Below are 16,990 nucleotides of genomic sequence, written 5' to 3' on the forward strand. Positions count from 1 at the left end.
CCATTTTGCATTCCTTTCATAAGATGGGGACTATCGAAAGCCAAAAAAGAAGCAAGCGTATCACACATGTGAAGTGTGGTCGGCTTGCTTCTTCTCTGTTTTGTTCCTCAGCAGGAAACAGAATATCTGCGAAAAGGGGGATTATTTCGCGGCAGTGGTGTTCACTCGCAATTGTTCATTCAATTTCAACACATTTTCAAATTTTGAAATGCGGCTGCCATTCTTTATGACTGGGTACATAGGTATCATAGACATGCTCACCTCCTTTCCTAATCATCCGTTGACCTGATCATCCGTTGAATTGTGCCAGACCGATTACTCGATTTTTATTACACCAACGTTTTTATTTTCAGATAAGCCAGAAGGGTATCCAGTTCAGCCGTGTAGACATGCTCTGTTCTTCCGTTCCGCACCTGAACATCCGTCCGTTTGGCGAACTTGCTGTAAAGCCTGTTAATATAACGGTTCTCTGCAACGGCATGAAACTGTAGCGTTTGAATATCGCAGTTCTCCTCGCAAATCCATAACACCACATCCCGAAGCCCTGCAAAAAACACTCTGCTGCTGCGATATTTTTCAGCCAATATAGCAGAATCAATGAATGCCGTGTTCCTGTCTTTCGTATAACGATACTGAATGAACGCGCTCAACTGCCCCTGCTCATCGTCGAATAAAAGCAAATGTGCTTGCTGTACCGTACTAATCAGATGGAGCAATGCATCATGCAGCATATATTGCTCATCGAACTCATCACTGTTTGTCAGATAAAACCGCGCAAAACGAGCATAATCCTCGTCTTTTAACGTATCGTGAGCCTTGAGTTGCAGCATCAAGACGACTCCACCTTTCCATGTTGCTCCTTCATCCTTGAGTCTCGCTCAAAAGAAGCGAGGTATGAACGAAGCTGCGCAAGCTTCACAACGTAAGCATTCAGCTCACCTTCTTCACGGATTGTACTTGTAACTTGCTGCGCAATTTTGGAGAATAACCTGCGGTTGGCTTCTTCACTAAGAGCCCAGAACCGAATTTCCTGCACTGGTTCCTCATACGCATATTCATCCAAGTGTTGCACCAGGAACTGAAGACCCTCGATAAAAATCCTGCTTCGGCGGTGCTCATGTACAATGAAAGCCACCTGAAGCTGAATCACATGCCGATCCTCATAATCATGCTCTCCCGTGCCATGAATATATCCAAACGCACCTGCCACCTCATCCTCATCATCAAAACATAACATCGCCCCCCCATCCATAAGCAGTGGACTGGATATATAGCTGAGTGTCGTCGGAAAAGAATAGGGCAGATTTAATTCATTATAATGAGCCAGCAGAAAGTCCATATATCTATGCTGGTACATATAGGTTGAACATTTAGCAAAATAGTGACTCATAAGTATGTCCCTTTCTATTACCGGGCCTTTATCCCTACAGGTGATGTGGTCTATTGTACTCACGTTAGTTTAAGTTTTGTTTAAGTCCGGGAAATTTCGCCAAAAATCTTCTTTCTGCAAACTGGGGATCCATCTATAATAAAAAATATACGATCTTACCTTGGCCGGAGGTCATCCTAGATGAAGCTTATCCCATCGGCACGCAGTCTCATCTGCAAACGGACTATTCTCCGGAGTAGCCTGTTCCTGCTTGTGATTGCTACCGGAATTCTGATGATATATATATCAAAAACAGCCCAATTAACAGCAACTACAGCCCATGAGTTCATCTCCGCAGAACACGGACTCCTGGATATGTCTGATCGTTCTGACTCCATCTTGCCCAATGTCACTTTGGATGGAGAATGGGAGTTTTACTGGCATCAACTGCTGGAGCCGAATGATTTTTACGCTTCTGCTCCACCTGTGCCTGCCTTCGAACAAGTACCCGAGCCCTGGACATCGTACAAACAGGACAACGATTCATTTCTGCCCAATGAAGGCTATGCAACCTACAGACTGCGCGTCCTCCTTCCGGATGAACGATCAAGCAGCCCACCACTTGCCCTTTATTCCAAAAGCATCGCCTCGGCTTACCGAATCTGGATTAATGGTCAACTTCAAAGTGGCAATGGTACTGTTGGCACGGATCGTTTCTCCGAGAGTCCCAAGAGTTATCCCCAAGTCATCTATTTCGAATCGCGTCCTGGTTTGAACGAAATTATCATTCAAGTATCCAACTTCTCCCAGAGAAATGCAGGCATCTGGCAGAGCATGGAGCTAGGAACAGCAGAGAATATCTCCTGGCTACGGATTCTTCATATCGCCGCGCAGTCAGGTATTGTCGGGATTTTTGGTGTGATGGCGTTATATTACGGACTGGTCTATCTTAATCGCAGAAAAGAATTTTCCGCCCTGCTGTACAGCCTGCTCTGTCTGTCCGTGGGTGTGCGTACCGTTGTGCTTGGTGAGTCGACAGCGCTATACCTGCTACCTGATCTCCCATGGGAATGGGCGGTCAAAGCCGAATACATATCCGTCGCCCTAACGGCATTATTGCTAATTCTGTTTATTAACAGGGAATATCCCAAGGAATCTGTTTTCTGGGTGTCTAAAGTCGGCGCACTTGTTCTGTCGATCTTTATCCTGTTATTCCTGCTCACACCGGCTCGTGTGTACACCTATGTTCTGACACCTTTTACATGGGGAGTTCTGTTTCCTTCACTGATCTATACACTCTATATGTATGTCCGATCTGCGTTCAAACGGAGAAAGGGTGCTGTCACAAGTATGATCGGTTTTCTGTTTTTCATGGCCTTTGCGCTGAATGATATGCTCTTCTACACGGTCCATTTGCCCACAGAGGACATGCTCTCCATAGGGTTGCTTATTTTTCTGTTAACCCAGGCGTATAATCTGTCTTCCCGCTTCTCGCGAGCATTACGGCAAAAGGAACAGCTGTCCCTCCAGCTTCAACGAACGAACCAGCGGCTGGAACGAACCGTGGAGGAGCGAACCCGCTCATTGCGGCAAAGCAATGAAGAGCTTCAGGAAGCCAACCAGAAGATGGCTGAATTCGAGCTGTTCCGTGTCCGGCTCCTGTCTAACATCTCTCATGAGCTGAGCACACCAATCACATCCATTAAGGGCTTCGCCAAAGCATTGCGAGATGGTATCATTACGACCGAAGCACCCAAGTATGTGAACCGGATCTACACTCGTACCCTGCTACTCGAACGAATGATTCACGATCTGATTGAACTTACGAAGCTGGAAACCAACCAGGTGCAGTTTCAAATGCAGTACGTTGATTTGCTCTCATTCATGCAGGAGTTGTTCCAGAAATATGAAGCAGACGTAGAGACGCAAGGTATCCATTACGGTCTGAATCTGCCTGTGGAATCAAACTTCGGGAACAAGGACTCCGAGGGTTGGATCGTGCAACTGGACCCTATTCGAATCGAACAGGTGCTGTCCAATCTGATCTCGAACGCACTGCGATTCACACCTCAGTACGGAACGATCTATGTGCGTCTTCATCTTGAGGAAACTCCCTTAACGGAAACAGGGTGGACCGCCTGCATCTGTGTTGAGGATACGGGCATGGGCATTCCGCTGGAGTGGCAGGAACGAATCTTTGAACGTTTTGAACAAGCTACTCAGCAGCTTGGAGTTGATCACAGTGGCTCAGGGCTGGGACTCGCCATCTGCAAAGAAATTATGTATTATCACAATGGAGAGATTGGGGTAACCAGTGAGCCAGGTTCAGGCAGTCAGTTCTGTTTTCGGTTACCCGCCTGGAGAGGAAGATTGCCGGAAGATGACATACATTAAGGAGCGCCGCCGCATTCTAGTTGTGGAGGATGATATCGATATCGCAGATCTGGTCACGATTTATTTACATAATCAGAACTACATAACTCATGTAGCGTATAATCTTGAGGAAGCTACGAAGCTGCTGGAACAGCGACGCCCTGATCTCATTTTGTGTGATATCATGCTGCCTGACGGAACAGGCACCGACTGGATACGAGCGCTTCGGAAGAGCGCTGATCTGCCTGTCATTTTCCTCAGCAGCCGGCAGGAAACCGAGGATATCGTTCAGGGACTGGAACTTGGGGATGATTATATAACCAAACCGTTCGATCCGGATATTATGGTCGCCAGGGTCAAAAAAAGACTACGACCTGCACCCTCCACATCCGAAAACATGGTTGCCACTGGCGAGAACGTATGGCGTGACGGCTGGCTCGATCTGCATTTTGACCGCTTTGAAGTCCGGGTCAACGGCAAAGAGATCAGTTTGCCTGCTAAAGAGCTGCAACTCCTGTTCCTCATGGCAAGTCGCCCAGGGCATGTTTTCAGTACAGACTACCTATTTGAACGCATATGGGGGCTGGACAACTGGAGTGATGTTCGCACGGTCATGGTGCATCTTCATCACCTGAGACGCAAAATTGAGAATACCTCTAGTACCCATCGCTACATTATCACCGTTCGCGGGATCGGCTATAAATTCCAGGCACGGTGAGATAGAGCATAGCAACCATTTATATTTCATTTAATAGACCTGCACGATCTTTAAACGAGAACAGAGGGCTATCCCATAAGTCATGACATGACTTTATGGGATAGCCCTCTTCACGTTTGCCAGTTTCACATGGCAAATAATCCAATGCCATGCCTATCACGAAGATTATGCTTATGCTTATACACTTTTGCGGTTGGCCGTTCTTCCCGCCATCCAGTATGCAAGTGCCCCTGACGCCACAAAAGCAATACATACACCAATACAAGTATGCAGCATATTGAAGGTTCCCTCTTCTATGTAGAACGGAATGTCAAACAGGCTGCCGGAACCGCCTATGACCAATGTCTTTACAGATAGAAGACCGAAATACAAACCTCCAACCGCACCACCCAGCATGGCTGCATAAAAAGACGCCTTCCTTCTCATATTGACTGCAAACATCGCAGGCTCTGTCACTCCGAATAATGCCGTTCCGCTTGCCCAGAATGCCAGTTTCCGGAACTCCGGTTGCTCGCTTCGCAGACCTGCAGCGAGTGCGGCACCCGCCTGCGCAACAAAGGCAACAAGCATGGCCGGAAGTACAATGGTGAAGCCATTCGTCATAATCTCATTTATCAGGATTGGGAACAGCCAGTAATGTAGCCCCATGATCATAAGTAGCGACATGCTCGCTCCCAGCAGCATGATCAAAACAACGGGAGCATCATTCAGCAGCGATTCAATAACGCCAGACAGGTGCTCGTCAACCCATGTACCTACTGGACCAAGCACCAACAGCATCATTGGCGCAATGACCATCAACGTTAACGCCGGAGCAAGAATCCCTTTCAGTGCGCCGGGGCTGATTCGCTCAACCCGCTTTTGCAGCCAAGATGCTGCGCTTATGGCTACAATCATCCACAGGGCTGCTGAAAAAAAGGGCGCCTGTGACACAAGGGGTACACCCATAAAATGGATGTCTTCTCCACTGGAAAACACAGTGGTCATTTGAGGGTACAACATCAGTCCGCCGATAGCGGCGGCCACATACAGATTGCTTTTTAAGCGATAAGCAGTGCTGATGGCGACCAGAATGGGCAGCAGATAAAATGCACTGTTACCGATGGAACTCCAGATCATCCAGGTTTGACTGCTGACCAACGAAGCATCTTCCGAGCTGAGTGAGTTAATAAATGTAATCAAGCCGAGTATGATTTTGAGTATTGCGGCCCCAACAAGGACTGGCATCAAAGGCCTAAACACATCGGAAATAAAATACAGGACCGAAAATGTCTTTTTACCTCTAATCGTTGTTTCCTGCAGCGAATTTCGGTTCGGTTGCTCCACACCCATACCAAGTAACGTATTGTAAATATAGGCTTCTTCATCTCTAAACTTCATGCAATACTCGCCATTGGTTATGCTAATATCAGTGTCCAGATCCGGCGTCGTTGGAACGGACAGATCCATGCGTGTATAGTCATGCAATGTCAGTGTTGTTTTACCCATGTCATGCTGCACATGACAAATATTCTCCTTTCCCCCTGCGAGCTTTAATCGTTGTTCGATGAACCTGTCTTTCATATGTACCTTCTCCTTATACTGCGGTAAACCCGAGTTTTGTGATGTGCCCTTATCTATATAGCCACTTCCACGAAAAAACTTCAATAGGATAAAAAAACGAATTCTCCTTATATTTCTTGATTTTTGCGCAAGGTATAATGACCTAGTACAAGGAAAAAGCAAAGAGCCTACTGCTGATGTAGGCTCTCATTCATCTTATTTTTGTGGCTCCTTCGCCCCGTACCCCAATGTACCTATCTTACGACAGCGCAAGCATGGCGTTCATGTCTTCCTCTGCCGTAGTAATCAGCTTTAGGCCAAACATGTCAACAAGTACGTCTAGCACACCAGCCGAGATAAACTCTGGCGGTTTGGGTCCAATGCGAATGTCCTGAATGCCCAGGCTGAACAGGCCAAGCAGGATGGCGACCGCTTTTTGCTCAAACCAGGACAGGACAATGCTGACAGGCAATTCATTCACGGTACAACCAAAAGCATCCGCTAAAGCCATCGCAATTTTCACCGTAGAACCGGAGTTGTTGCATTGCCCCAGATCGATATACCGTGGAATGCCCGTATCTCCAACCATACCGTAATCCACATCATTGAAGCGGAATTTGCCGCAGGAGGTGGTCAAAATGACCGTATCGTTCGGCAGAGATGTCGCCAGTTCACGATAATAGTTGCCACCTTTGCCCGGTGCATCACAGCCTGCAATGACGAAGAAACGACGGATGTGACCGTCTTTTACCGCCTGAATAATTTCAGGCGCAAGTCCAATCACCGTCTCATGGTGATATCCGGTCGTTAACACCTGCTCCGACTGTACATCCGCCGCTGGCAATGACAGCGCACGTTCAATCAGGGGTGAGAAGTCATCTTCTGTGATCTTGGCAACGCCCTCCAGACCCGCCACTTCGTAAGAGAAAAAGCGGTCTGCATAGGTTCCTTTGATCGGCATCACACAGTTGGTTGTTGCAAGAATGGCACCTGGAAATTGCTCGAATAGTCTGCGCTGATCGTACCAGGCTTTGCCGATGTTACCCTTCAGATGGGTGTATTTCTTCAGTGCTGGATAACCATGCGCTGGCAACATTTCCGAGTGGGTATAGATGTTAATGCCCTTGCCTTCCGTTTGGCGCAACAGCTCCTCCAGTGCATACAGATTATGTCCTGTCACCACGATGCACTGCCCCTCGATCTGGTTCTGGCTAACCGTAATCGGTTGGGGTACACCAAAGCGGTCCGTGTGCGCACGATCCAGCACGTCCATAATGCGGATTGCTGCATTACCTACCTTCATCGCCATCTCCAGATGTTCTTGTACATTAAAATTCGAGTTCGTTAATGTCATATATAATGCCTCATGTGTGATCCGATCGACCTCAGGATCAGAATATCCCAACTGGCGTGCATGTGTTGCATAAGCAGCAATGCCTTTTAACGCAAAGATCATCGTATCCTGCAAGCTTGCGATTGTTTCGTTTTTGCCGCATACCCCTACCACGGTACACCCGCCACTCGGCGTCTGTTCGCATTGATAACAAAACATATGGGTTCCCCTCCAAACTTAGATTAAACGCAGTTCGTTATGGAATAGCGTACCAGACCCTGATATGAGCTAGTGTGATGGTGCACACAGTTTCTGACCAACATCTAAATATAGTTCTCCAGACCATCATCCAAACTGGAAATAATAACATACAAAAAAAGGCATATCTCGGTTCATTATGAAAAATACTGTGTACAGCTAAAAACGTATAAATCCATAATCTTAAAAAAATACGGAAATGAAACGATTCTAGATTTTGCTCGTAAGGGTAATACACAGAGAAATCTAATATTCAAGGAGCTGGTCAATTGCAACATTACAGACACAGTGCGGAGGAAACCCTTCAGGATGTACAGAGTTCCTCCAAGGGACTCACGACCTCCGAAGCTGCCAAGAGACTTGAAACGGAAGGATATAACGAGTTAAAAGGGAAAGATGCAACACCAGTCTGGAAACTGTTCCTCGAAAATTTTAAAGATCCGATGGTCATTGTGCTGCTGATTGCAGCCGCGGTACAGGTTGTCCTTGGACACCTGATTGAATCGTTGATCATATTCCTGGTTATTTTGCTCAATGCGGTAATCAGCGTAGTTCAGACCAAAAAAGCCGAGAGTTCGCTCGACGCGCTAAAACAAATGTCTGCTCCTGAAGCCAAGGTTATTCGTGACGGGCAGAAAAAGACCATTCCAGCAAGGGAACTTGTTCCCGGTGATATTGTTATGTTGGATGCAGGTGATTATGTCCCGGCAGACGGGCGTATCCTGGAATCAGGAAGTTTAAAAATCAACGAAGGCATGCTGACCGGAGAATCGGAAGCTGCGGAGAAACACGCCGATACCATCCCGGATGAAGCTCCAATCGGAGATCGTCGGAATATGGCCTTCAGTGGCTCACTGGTCGTATATGGACGGGGCATGCTTGTCATTACAGGTACGGCTCTCAAAACAGAAATCGGCAAAATTGCCGAATTGATTGAAAATGCCGAAGCCAAGAACACACCATTACAGCGCAAGTTGGAATCATTCAGCAAAAAACTGGGGGTTTTCATCCTGGGGTTGTCGATTCTCATCTTTGGCATTGAAGCCGGTCGTGTATGGTTGACCGAAGGTACGGAGAATATCGGGCCGTCCATCGTAAATGCACTGATGTTTGCTGTAGCTGTTGCGGTTGCTGCCATTCCTGAAGCGTTATCCTCCATTGTGACTATCGTATTGTCACTCGGAACAAATAAGATGGCCAAACAACATGCGATCATTCGCAGACTGCCTGCCGTTGAGGCGCTCGGCTCTGCCAGTATCATCTGTACGGATAAAACGGGAACACTAACTCAGAATAAGATGACTGTCGTTGATTATTACATTCCCCATGGCACCAAGGACGAATTCCCCGATGATCCCGATCAGTGGTCCGAAGAGGAACGACGTCTGTTACATATTGCAGTGCTCTGCAATGATTCGAATATTAACCAGGAAGGCAAGGAACTGGGTGATCCAACCGAAGTGGCCCTCATTGCCTTCAGCAACCGGGTGAACAAGGATTACAATGAAATCCGTGACCAGTTCCCACGTGAAGCTGAGCTTCCTTTTGACTCGGATCGAAAGCTGATGAGTACGGTGCATACCTTCGAGGGACAGACGGCTTTGCTGACCAAAGGTGGACCGGATGTGCTGTTCAGTCGCTGTAGTCATGTGTTTATCAACGGTGAGGTTCAGCCCCTCACACCCGAGATTCGTACACAATTTGAAGAAAAAAATGAGGCCTTCTCCAAACGTGCCTTCCGTGTGCTGGCCTATGCGTACAAAAAATTCGATGATAAAAACCAGGTCACCATTGATGACGAGCATGATCTGACACTTGTTGGCCTGACAGCGATGATTGATCCACCGCGTGAAGCGGTGTACGGCTCTATTGAAGAATCCAAAAAAGCGGGTATTCGCACCATCATGATTACTGGAGATCACAAAACGACGGCTCAGGCCATCGGTGTGGATATCGGCCTTGCCGAACCGGATGATCTCGCCATTACCGGTGCCGAACTGGACAAAATGTCTGATGAAGAGCTGGATCAACAACTCGAACACATCTCGGTATACGCCAGAGTATCACCTGAGAACAAAATCCGGATTGTTCGTGCATGGCAGCGTAAAGGCAAAGTGGCAGCCATGACCGGAGATGGAGTTAATGACGCACCTGCGCTAAAACAAGCCGACATCGGCGTAGCGATGGGTAGCGGAACAGATGTCGCCAAGGATGCGGCTGCCATGATTCTGACGGATGATAATTTTGTCTCCATCGTGAATGCGGTCAGTGTTGGAAGGATGGTATTTGATAATATCAAAAAAGCCATCGCATACCTGTTCGCCGGTAACCTCGGTGCCATTATCGCCATTTTGTTTGCCTTGATCGTCGGCTGGGTTAATCCGTTTACGGCCCTTCAGTTGCTGTTCATCAATCTGGTGAACGACTCCCTTCCTGCCATTGCCTTGGGTACCGAAAAACCCGAGCCGGATGTCATGCGGCGCAAACCACGTGATATTAACGAAGGCATCTTCGCAGGTGGAACCCTGCAGGCTGTGATTACGCGTGGTGTCCTGATTGGTGCGGCTGTTATTGTGTCCCAATATATTGGACTTGGTATTTCGGAGGAAATCAGTGTCGCGATGGCCTTCACAACCTTGATTCTGGCACGCAGTCTGCAAACATTTGCAGCACGTTCCAACACACAGACCATCTTCCAGGTGGGCTTTACGACCAATAAATTCGTGCTTGGCTCCATACTCGTATGTCTCTGTCTCTATGCAATCACACTGATTCCAGGTGTTCGCAGCGTCTTTGCCATCCCGGATACATTCGGCTGGAATGAGTTCCTGATTGCAGGCGGACTTGCTCTTGCTGCCGTCATTCTGATGGATGTCATCAAGTGGATTCGCAATCGCGGCAAACAAGTTACTGCGGCGTAAGATCTGTAGATATAACATGCACAAACAGGCGCCCGTTATCGGAGCGCCTGTTTGTGTATCTAATTACCCCTGTTTAATGCCAAAAGCGATCCATCGTCCATCGACGTCCTCAATCACAAATTCTTTGTTATTATAGTCTGTGTGATTGAGGTCACGTACGATTTTCACATCGGCGTTGATCAATTCCTGTTGAAGCTTCTCCTGGTTCTTGGTAATAAAATATGCATCATATCCATAGCCATATAATTCTCTGTTGGGTATAACTTTCTGTCCATTGCTTTGGGTTAAAATAATCTCAGTAAGATCACGATACAGGCAGATATGAGGTTCCGCGGCATCAAGATATTCGACCACCCGAAAACCCATCTTTGCTTCATAAAACTGCGCGGTTCGCTTCATATCCAGAGTCGGAAATACGCTGTGTGACATTAATAATAAGTGATTCATACTGTAAACTCCTTCATTTTCAAACTTAACTACTGATCCTTCTACTTATGTATGTTCAATGATCATTTTAGTTAAATACAGGAATTTCGTCTATTGTTTATTATTTAAACCTTTCTATGCTCACCACATCCGAACGAATTCGTATGACATTATTGCCATATAATAAAATGAAGTGTAAAATGATATATTGCTTTTCATCACATTTTCATCAAAGCTCAATCCGAATTCACATTCATAGATAAGACAGGAATGGTACCATGAAAGATAAAATTGTCATGCCACTCTGGACGTGCTGTTTGTTCATCGTTGTGATGAACACCACCATGTTCAATGTTTCTTTGCCAGTCATTATTCATGATCTTCAAATCACCTCAGATCTGGGGTCTTGGGTCATCTCAAGTTATTCGATTGGTTACGCCCTGTCGACGGTGATTTACAGTCGATTGTCAGACCGTATCCAGGTACGCAAACTGTTAACAGTCGGGCTTCTGATCCTGGGGTTATCTTCATTGCTGGGGTTGTTCGCACATAACTTCGCGATCCTGTTACTTACACGCATTCTGCAATCTGCGGGTGCCGGGGTGATGGCTGGTCTGGGTCTCGTCATTGCGAGTCGTTACATCCCGGTGGAACGACGCGGAGCTGCCATCGCGCTGATCTCATCAGGTAGCGCCATGGCTTTTGGACTTGGCCCCATTGTTGGCGGACTCATTAGCGAGTACTGGGGCTGGAACGGACTTTTTGCCATAACCGTGCTTGTCCTGCTCGCCCTGCCCGTATTGCTCTATTTTCTCCCCCGTGAAACCGCCAAAACAGATCAGCCGTTCGATGTTATTGGTGCCATATTAACGGTCATTAACGCCACTACACTTCTGGTCGCGATCACCCAGCAGTCCTGGTTGTGGTTTGCCATTGGCGTTATTTCACTTGTTGCACACCTCCTGTATATTCGGAAAGCGAGTCTTCCGTTTGTGAATCCACAAGTCTTCCGAACGCCAGGATACACCCGGTTAATCCTTATCGGTTTCTGCGTGCTGGTCGTGAATCTGGGCAATCTGTTTTTGATGCCGCTTGTGCTAGCTGATCTATATGGGCGCTCTTCTCTCGCCATAGGTTTGCTGATTGCTCCTGGGGCAATCGTTGCAGCATTTTGCACCCGTTTCGTTGGACGCTGGATCGACCGTTATGGCAATATGCGATTTATGATCATCGGACACACCCTACTCGCAGCGGTACTTGCTTTATTCATGCTCGGACTGGATCAATCCGCCCTGATCATTACCAGTGGTTATCTCTTTTTCTCACCGGCACTGTCAGCCTCCATGGCTTCACTGAATAATGAAGCATCACGTGTGCTGCCCAAAGCGCAAATAGGTTCCGGTATGGGCATGTTACAATTGATTCAGTTCTTCGGTGGTTCGGTGTCTGTAGCCGTGTGTGGGCTGCTGCTACACAGCATTCCGGGAGTCTCGGTCGAGGAAGCTTATCATGTGGTGTATGCTTGTCTGTTGCTCGTCTGTGTTGTTTCACTCGGGCTGACCATCTGGCATAGCAGAGCTTCACGCTCAAGCATTAAACCTGTTACATTGGACAATTGATAATTAATGTTTAAAGTTCAGAACCAAAAAGGCCCGCACCAAGCGCGAGCCTTTTTTTAAAAGTGGATCACTCAATGAACTTGAACTTACCGGTTACTTTCCTTATTCCATCCTACAGCAGCATGCCAACTATTTCCCGTCCAGTGCGAACTTCCAGGCCTCCATGATGTTAATTGGGGCTTTACTGCTGCTCTCGCCGTCACCTTCCTGCGTCCAAAGTGGTGGATAATACGCGAATACTTGTCCCGTCTGTAGCTGAGACATATCTTCCTGCCAGCCTTTCCAGCGAAAGGTCTGATAGAACTGCTCCAGATCCCCATTTGCGAGCCAATTCATGAAACCTGAATATGTCAGTTCTGTCGACTCCCACTCGAGTGTATCCGGGGCAAAATAATAGACCTGTCCCGTGCGGCCATACTTGCCTGTATCCATTCCGAAGAAACCGCCTGCCGCATCATATGCAACGACCATCATACCTTCCAGTACATCTACCCAAGGTTGCTCACTCACACCATTCCAACTAGTGAGACTCCCAGATGTACTGTCACCACCCGCACCAAGCAGCGTAATCCAGCCATGATCCAGTACAATACCTTCTGTCTCATAAGCAACAGCCCCCAAATAGGATTTGGTGCTTATTTGCAGACGATAGAGGGTATCCTCACCAGCCTCTTGTTTTGCTGGAACATACACATATGTATTTTGCCCGCTATCCAGGAGTTCCTTGAGTTCTTCCCATGCGTGATTCTCCCGATCTACTAATTCAGCTATCGTTAATGTATTCATGAGCAGTCTCCTCGCTGATTTTATAAGAGCATATCATGGCTTATTAACCCGTTCAAATCTGCTATAATCTATCTTCAAAGCTAAATTCAAGGGGGAAACGATTTGGTTCGCGTAGTTATACTTATAATTCCGATTCTGATGGTGCTCGTATCCAGTTGTCAGAATCATACATCTTCCATGAAGGAACCCGTTTCGGTTCAAAAGTCTGATCCCCAGGTCATCCATTACGTATCACCCCAAGGAAACGACTCGAATAAAGGAACCATTCAATCTCCGTGGAAAACGTTGCAGCACGCAGCTGACCACGCTTCGCCGGGAAGCACGATTTATGTGCGTGAAGGTGTCTATCATCAGAAAGTCAAAATCACCAGGAGCGGTAATTCTTCCGCTAATCCAACCCTATTTTCAAGTTATCCTCACGAGCAGGTTATCATTGATGGTAAAGGTTTATCTGTCCGGGGCATTGAAGGGTTGATTGAAATTGAAAATGCCAGTTATATCACGATTCAGAATCTCGAAATTCGTAACTTCACGACCACACTTGGGGGCCAAGTCCCAGCCGGGATCTATGTCCACGGAGCAGGTGAGCATATTCAGCTGTTAGGCAACACCATACACGCGATCGCTAGTTACGCAACTCCTGAAGGTCCCGATTTGCGGGGCAGGGATGCCCACGGTATTGCCATCTATGGCACAGAGCACCCTCAAGCATTACGCGATATCATCATCAAGGATAATGTATTATATGATCTTACACTTGGTTCAAGCGAATCACTCGCAGTCAACGGTAATGTCGATACGTTTGCCATCCAGGACAATATCATCCATGATTCCGACAATATTGGTATTGATCTGATCGGGTACGAGGGTACATCTGAGGATGATACATACGATCAGGCTCGGAACGGCATTGTACGAGGCAACGAAGTATACGATATTACGTCCAATAACAATCCCTCCTATGGAACAGACCTGCCCAATGATACCAACTCGGCCGGTGGCATCTATGTAGATGGCGGGAAAGATCATATCATCGACCAGAACCGGGTATATCGGAGCGATATCGGAATTGAGATTGCCTCAGAGCATGCCGGACGTTCAACCAGCAACATTACCTTGCGGGATAACCTAATTTATTCCAACAGATTGACGGGTATTGCCATGGGAGGTTATGACGAGGAACGAGGAGCTACCGAGGATAGCAAGATTATGTACAATACACTTGTGGGAAATGATACCCTGAATGCAGGCAATGGACAGTTATTTATGCAGTCACGGACAAAGAACAATACGTTCATGCGTAACATTCTCGTATCGGGCAGCTCGGAAGTACTGATATACAACGAATACACTAGCAATACCGGCAATGTGTTTGACCATAATGTCTATTTCTCACCAGGTGAGCAGGAAGACGCCCTGTGGGTTTGGAAAAATAAAGCCTACTCCGGCATCACCGCCTACATCAAGGGATCTGGCAATGATGCACACTCCATATATGTGAACCCGGCATTTATGGATGAACCGAGCGAAGATTTTCGTCTTCAGGCGAATTCTCCCGCGAAGTCGTATGGCTACCTTGCTCCGCGATAAATTAACCCTGAGTCTGCCATCTCAACTTAGTCAATCTGTTTCACGCAAATAAAAGGAGCCTGTGCATGTGGGATCATCTCCCTCATAATGTACAGGCTCCTTTTTGCTTTCTTTTGATGCAATGCAATCCAACCCTTAACTTTTTACCATCTGAGCTGCATGTGTCACCCGGTTTCGTCCTCCGGTTTTGGAGGCATACAAGGCGTTGTCCGCTTTTTGGAACAAGGACTGTTCCGTATCTTCCCCTACTACAGTAGCCGCACCGATACTAACCGTAATGTTATATTCACCCCAGTCGGCTGAAGCAACCTGTGAACGATATCGTTCTGCGATGCTGCTCGCCTGCTCCTCTTCACAATCTGGAAGAATGATAACAAATTCCTCCCCGCCGTAACGTGCAACCACATCCGTACTTCGCGATACCGATTGCAGCAGCCCTGCCAGATTACCGAGCACCAGATCTCCGATCGGATGTCCGTACGTATCATTAATGCTTTTGAAATGATCAATGTCCACCACCAGAAGAGAGAAATTACGTTGTTTCTGCTGGAACAATATCAAGCTTTCAAGCATTTTTTCCTGGAAAAACCTGCGGTTCTTCAACCCTGTCAACAAGTCGGTGGAGGCCAGTGTCTCCAACTGATCATTCACTTTGATTAACGCCTGCTCTTTAATTTTATATTCCTCGTGTAATCGTTCAAGCTCCTTGTTCGCTTCTTGCGTCGCTTGATACAGCTCCTGTAGTTTCGTTTTGGTATGCAGAATGTCCTTCTCATGCTCGATTCGCTTACGCATGACAACAACGACACAATCCACCACGCTTTCCCCGTTACGAGTCTGGCGAACACCATTAAGCAGAACAGGAACAGCCTGCTGATCACGGGTACGGAACGTGAAGTACATCTCGTCCACATGTCCATATAACTGGATATAGGGATAGAAATACGTATGGAAAAACACCTTGTTGCTCACCGACATGGTCGATTCAATATGTTGCCCTATCAGCTCATCACGTTCATAGCCAAGCATCGTAAGCATAGTTTGATTAATCGACTGTACGACGCCCGAATCAGAGATAGAGAAGTATCCACAGGGAGCCAGATCTAATTGTATATCCATGGAATAACTGCCTTTCTTCCGCGTTTTATGCGCTCGTTAAATAATCCTTAATCATTCGGATGGTTTCTTCCGGTTGACTTAGATGCGGATAATGTCCCTTGGCCGTCATCTGTTGCAACCTGCTATTCTTCAGATGAGCGTGTAAATAATCCCCTACTTCTACCGGGGCAATGCTGTCATCGGAGCACTGAAGAATCAATGTTGGCACAGTTGCCTGCTCCAGATCAATACGACAGTCCGATAAAAACGTCACCTCGGCAAATTGTCTCGCAATATGCGGATCTCTGGAGCAGAAGCTTTTTTCCAACTCTTCCGTCAGCTCTTTCCGTTCCGGATTGTTCATCACAATGGGTGCCAGATAACTCGCCCACCCAATAAAATTCATCTGCATCATCTCAAGTAGTTCATCGATATCATTCCGATCAAAACCTCCATAATAATTCGGCAGATCATTCACGTAACGTGGAGAGGGTCCCAACATAACGATTTGTTTGAAATATTTGGGGTTCTGAATCGATGCCAGCATACCAATCATACTGCTGACGGAATGCCCGACAAATATGGTGTCCTTTAGCTCAAGCGCTTCCATAATTTCCAGCACATCCTGAGCGTATCCTTGAAGATTGCTATATTTGACAGCATCATAATAGTTAATTTGAGATTCGCCAGATCCAACATAATCAAACAATACCACACGGTAGTTCTCCATAAAACCTGGAACAATGTAACGCCACATATCCTGATCACATCCAAAACCATGAGCAAATACAATCGTTTGGCTACCCGAGCCAAGTACCTTAACATTATTTCTTACAAGTACATCAACCGTCATTGCATATCACCTCTCTGAGGTAGTATTCACTTGAATCATTTTATCTGATTATTATATCGGAAAATGTTGGGATATGGATTAAAAATTATTAATACCTTCTCTCA

13 protein-coding genes are annotated in these 16,990 nt (G+C 46.8%); 5 read left to right on the plus strand and 8 right to left on the minus strand.

The features are described 5' to 3' along the window. Window positions 1-329 precede the first annotated feature (329 nt). Both QVE09_RS14285 and QVE09_RS14290 read right to left on the minus strand, forming a co-directional pair. Complete coding sequence (locus QVE09_RS14285) at window positions 330-833, minus strand: hypothetical protein (protein ID WP_315937287.1); 504 nt, start codon at window positions 831-833, stop codon at window positions 330-332. Next, window positions 830-1,390, minus strand: coding sequence for a hypothetical protein (locus QVE09_RS14290; RefSeq protein WP_315937288.1), 561 nt, complete (start codon window positions 1,388-1,390; stop codon window positions 830-832). The genes QVE09_RS14285 and QVE09_RS14290 overlap by 4 nt, the downstream gene beginning before the upstream one ends. A gap of 180 nt (window positions 1,391-1,570) precedes the next feature. On the opposite strand from QVE09_RS14290, the gene QVE09_RS14295 reads away from it, so the two are divergent. After that, the gene (locus QVE09_RS14295; protein WP_315937289.1) at window positions 1,571-3,763 is read left to right on the plus strand and encodes an ATP-binding protein; all 2,193 of its coding nucleotides are present in this window, start codon (window positions 1,571-1,573) and stop codon (window positions 3,761-3,763) included. Then, entirely contained in the window at window positions 3,750-4,460 is a 711-nt protein-coding gene (locus QVE09_RS14300; protein WP_315937290.1) for a response regulator transcription factor, read from the plus strand. The genes QVE09_RS14295 and QVE09_RS14300 overlap by 14 nt, the downstream gene beginning before the upstream one ends. Before the next feature lie 177 nt (window positions 4,461-4,637). Here the strand turns inward: QVE09_RS14300 and QVE09_RS14305 are convergent, their stop codons facing one another. Together QVE09_RS14305 and hcp are read right to left on the minus strand one after the other, a co-directional pair. Then, window positions 4,638-6,023: a PTS sugar transporter subunit IIC gene (locus QVE09_RS14305; protein WP_315937291.1), complete on the minus strand. Its 1,386-nt coding sequence runs from the start codon at window positions 6,021-6,023 to the stop codon at window positions 4,638-4,640. A 238-nt stretch (window positions 6,024-6,261) separates the two neighbouring features. Next, a complete protein-coding gene (gene hcp, locus QVE09_RS14310; protein ID WP_315937292.1) occupies window positions 6,262-7,554 on the minus strand; it encodes a hydroxylamine reductase in 1,293 nt (430 codons plus the stop codon). 308 nt (window positions 7,555-7,862) lie between these two features. Here hcp and QVE09_RS14315 point away from each other — a divergent pair, with 308 nt between their 5' ends. Next, the gene (locus tag QVE09_RS14315; RefSeq protein WP_315937293.1) at window positions 7,863-10,514 is read left to right on the plus strand and encodes a cation-translocating P-type ATPase; all 2,652 of its coding nucleotides are present in this window, start codon (window positions 7,863-7,865) and stop codon (window positions 10,512-10,514) included. 63 nt (window positions 10,515-10,577) lie between these two features. Here the strand turns inward: QVE09_RS14315 and QVE09_RS14320 are convergent, their stop codons facing one another. After that, window positions 10,578-10,961: a VOC family protein gene (locus QVE09_RS14320; RefSeq protein WP_315937294.1), complete on the minus strand. Its 384-nt coding sequence runs from the start codon at window positions 10,959-10,961 to the stop codon at window positions 10,578-10,580. 257 nt (window positions 10,962-11,218) lie between these two features. Between QVE09_RS14320 and QVE09_RS14325 the strand changes: the two genes are divergently transcribed. Then, the gene (locus tag QVE09_RS14325; protein ID WP_315937295.1) at window positions 11,219-12,559 is read left to right on the plus strand and encodes an MFS transporter; all 1,341 of its coding nucleotides are present in this window, start codon (window positions 11,219-11,221) and stop codon (window positions 12,557-12,559) included. 129 nt (window positions 12,560-12,688) lie between these two features. On the opposite strand, the gene QVE09_RS14330 is transcribed toward QVE09_RS14325, so the two are convergent. Further along, the gene (locus tag QVE09_RS14330; protein ID WP_315937296.1) at window positions 12,689-13,345 is read right to left on the minus strand and encodes a DUF2625 domain-containing protein; all 657 of its coding nucleotides are present in this window, start codon (window positions 13,343-13,345) and stop codon (window positions 12,689-12,691) included. 102 nt (window positions 13,346-13,447) lie between these two features. On the opposite strand from QVE09_RS14330, the gene QVE09_RS14335 reads away from it, so the two are divergent. After that, window positions 13,448-14,935 (plus strand): right-handed parallel beta-helix repeat-containing protein, encoded by a 1,488-nt coding sequence (locus tag QVE09_RS14335; RefSeq protein WP_397387038.1) that lies wholly within the window; start codon window positions 13,448-13,450, stop codon window positions 14,933-14,935. Window positions 14,936-15,070: 135 nt separating this feature from the next. Here the strand turns inward: QVE09_RS14335 and QVE09_RS14340 are convergent, their stop codons facing one another. Together QVE09_RS14340 and QVE09_RS14345 are read right to left on the minus strand one after the other, a co-directional pair. Beyond that, a complete protein-coding gene (locus QVE09_RS14340) occupies window positions 15,071-16,054 on the minus strand; it encodes a sensor domain-containing diguanylate cyclase (protein WP_315937297.1) in 984 nt (327 codons plus the stop codon). A gap of 25 nt (window positions 16,055-16,079) precedes the next feature. After that, on the minus strand, window positions 16,080-16,886 hold the full coding sequence (locus tag QVE09_RS14345) for an alpha/beta fold hydrolase (protein WP_315937298.1): 807 nt from the start codon (window positions 16,884-16,886) through the stop codon (window positions 16,080-16,082). Window positions 16,887-16,990 lie beyond the last annotated feature (104 nt).

The organism is Paenibacillus sp. ClWae2A (genome assembly GCF_032452295.1).
In the GTDB taxonomy this organism is placed as follows: domain Bacteria; phylum Bacillota; class Bacilli; order Paenibacillales; family Paenibacillaceae; genus Paenibacillus.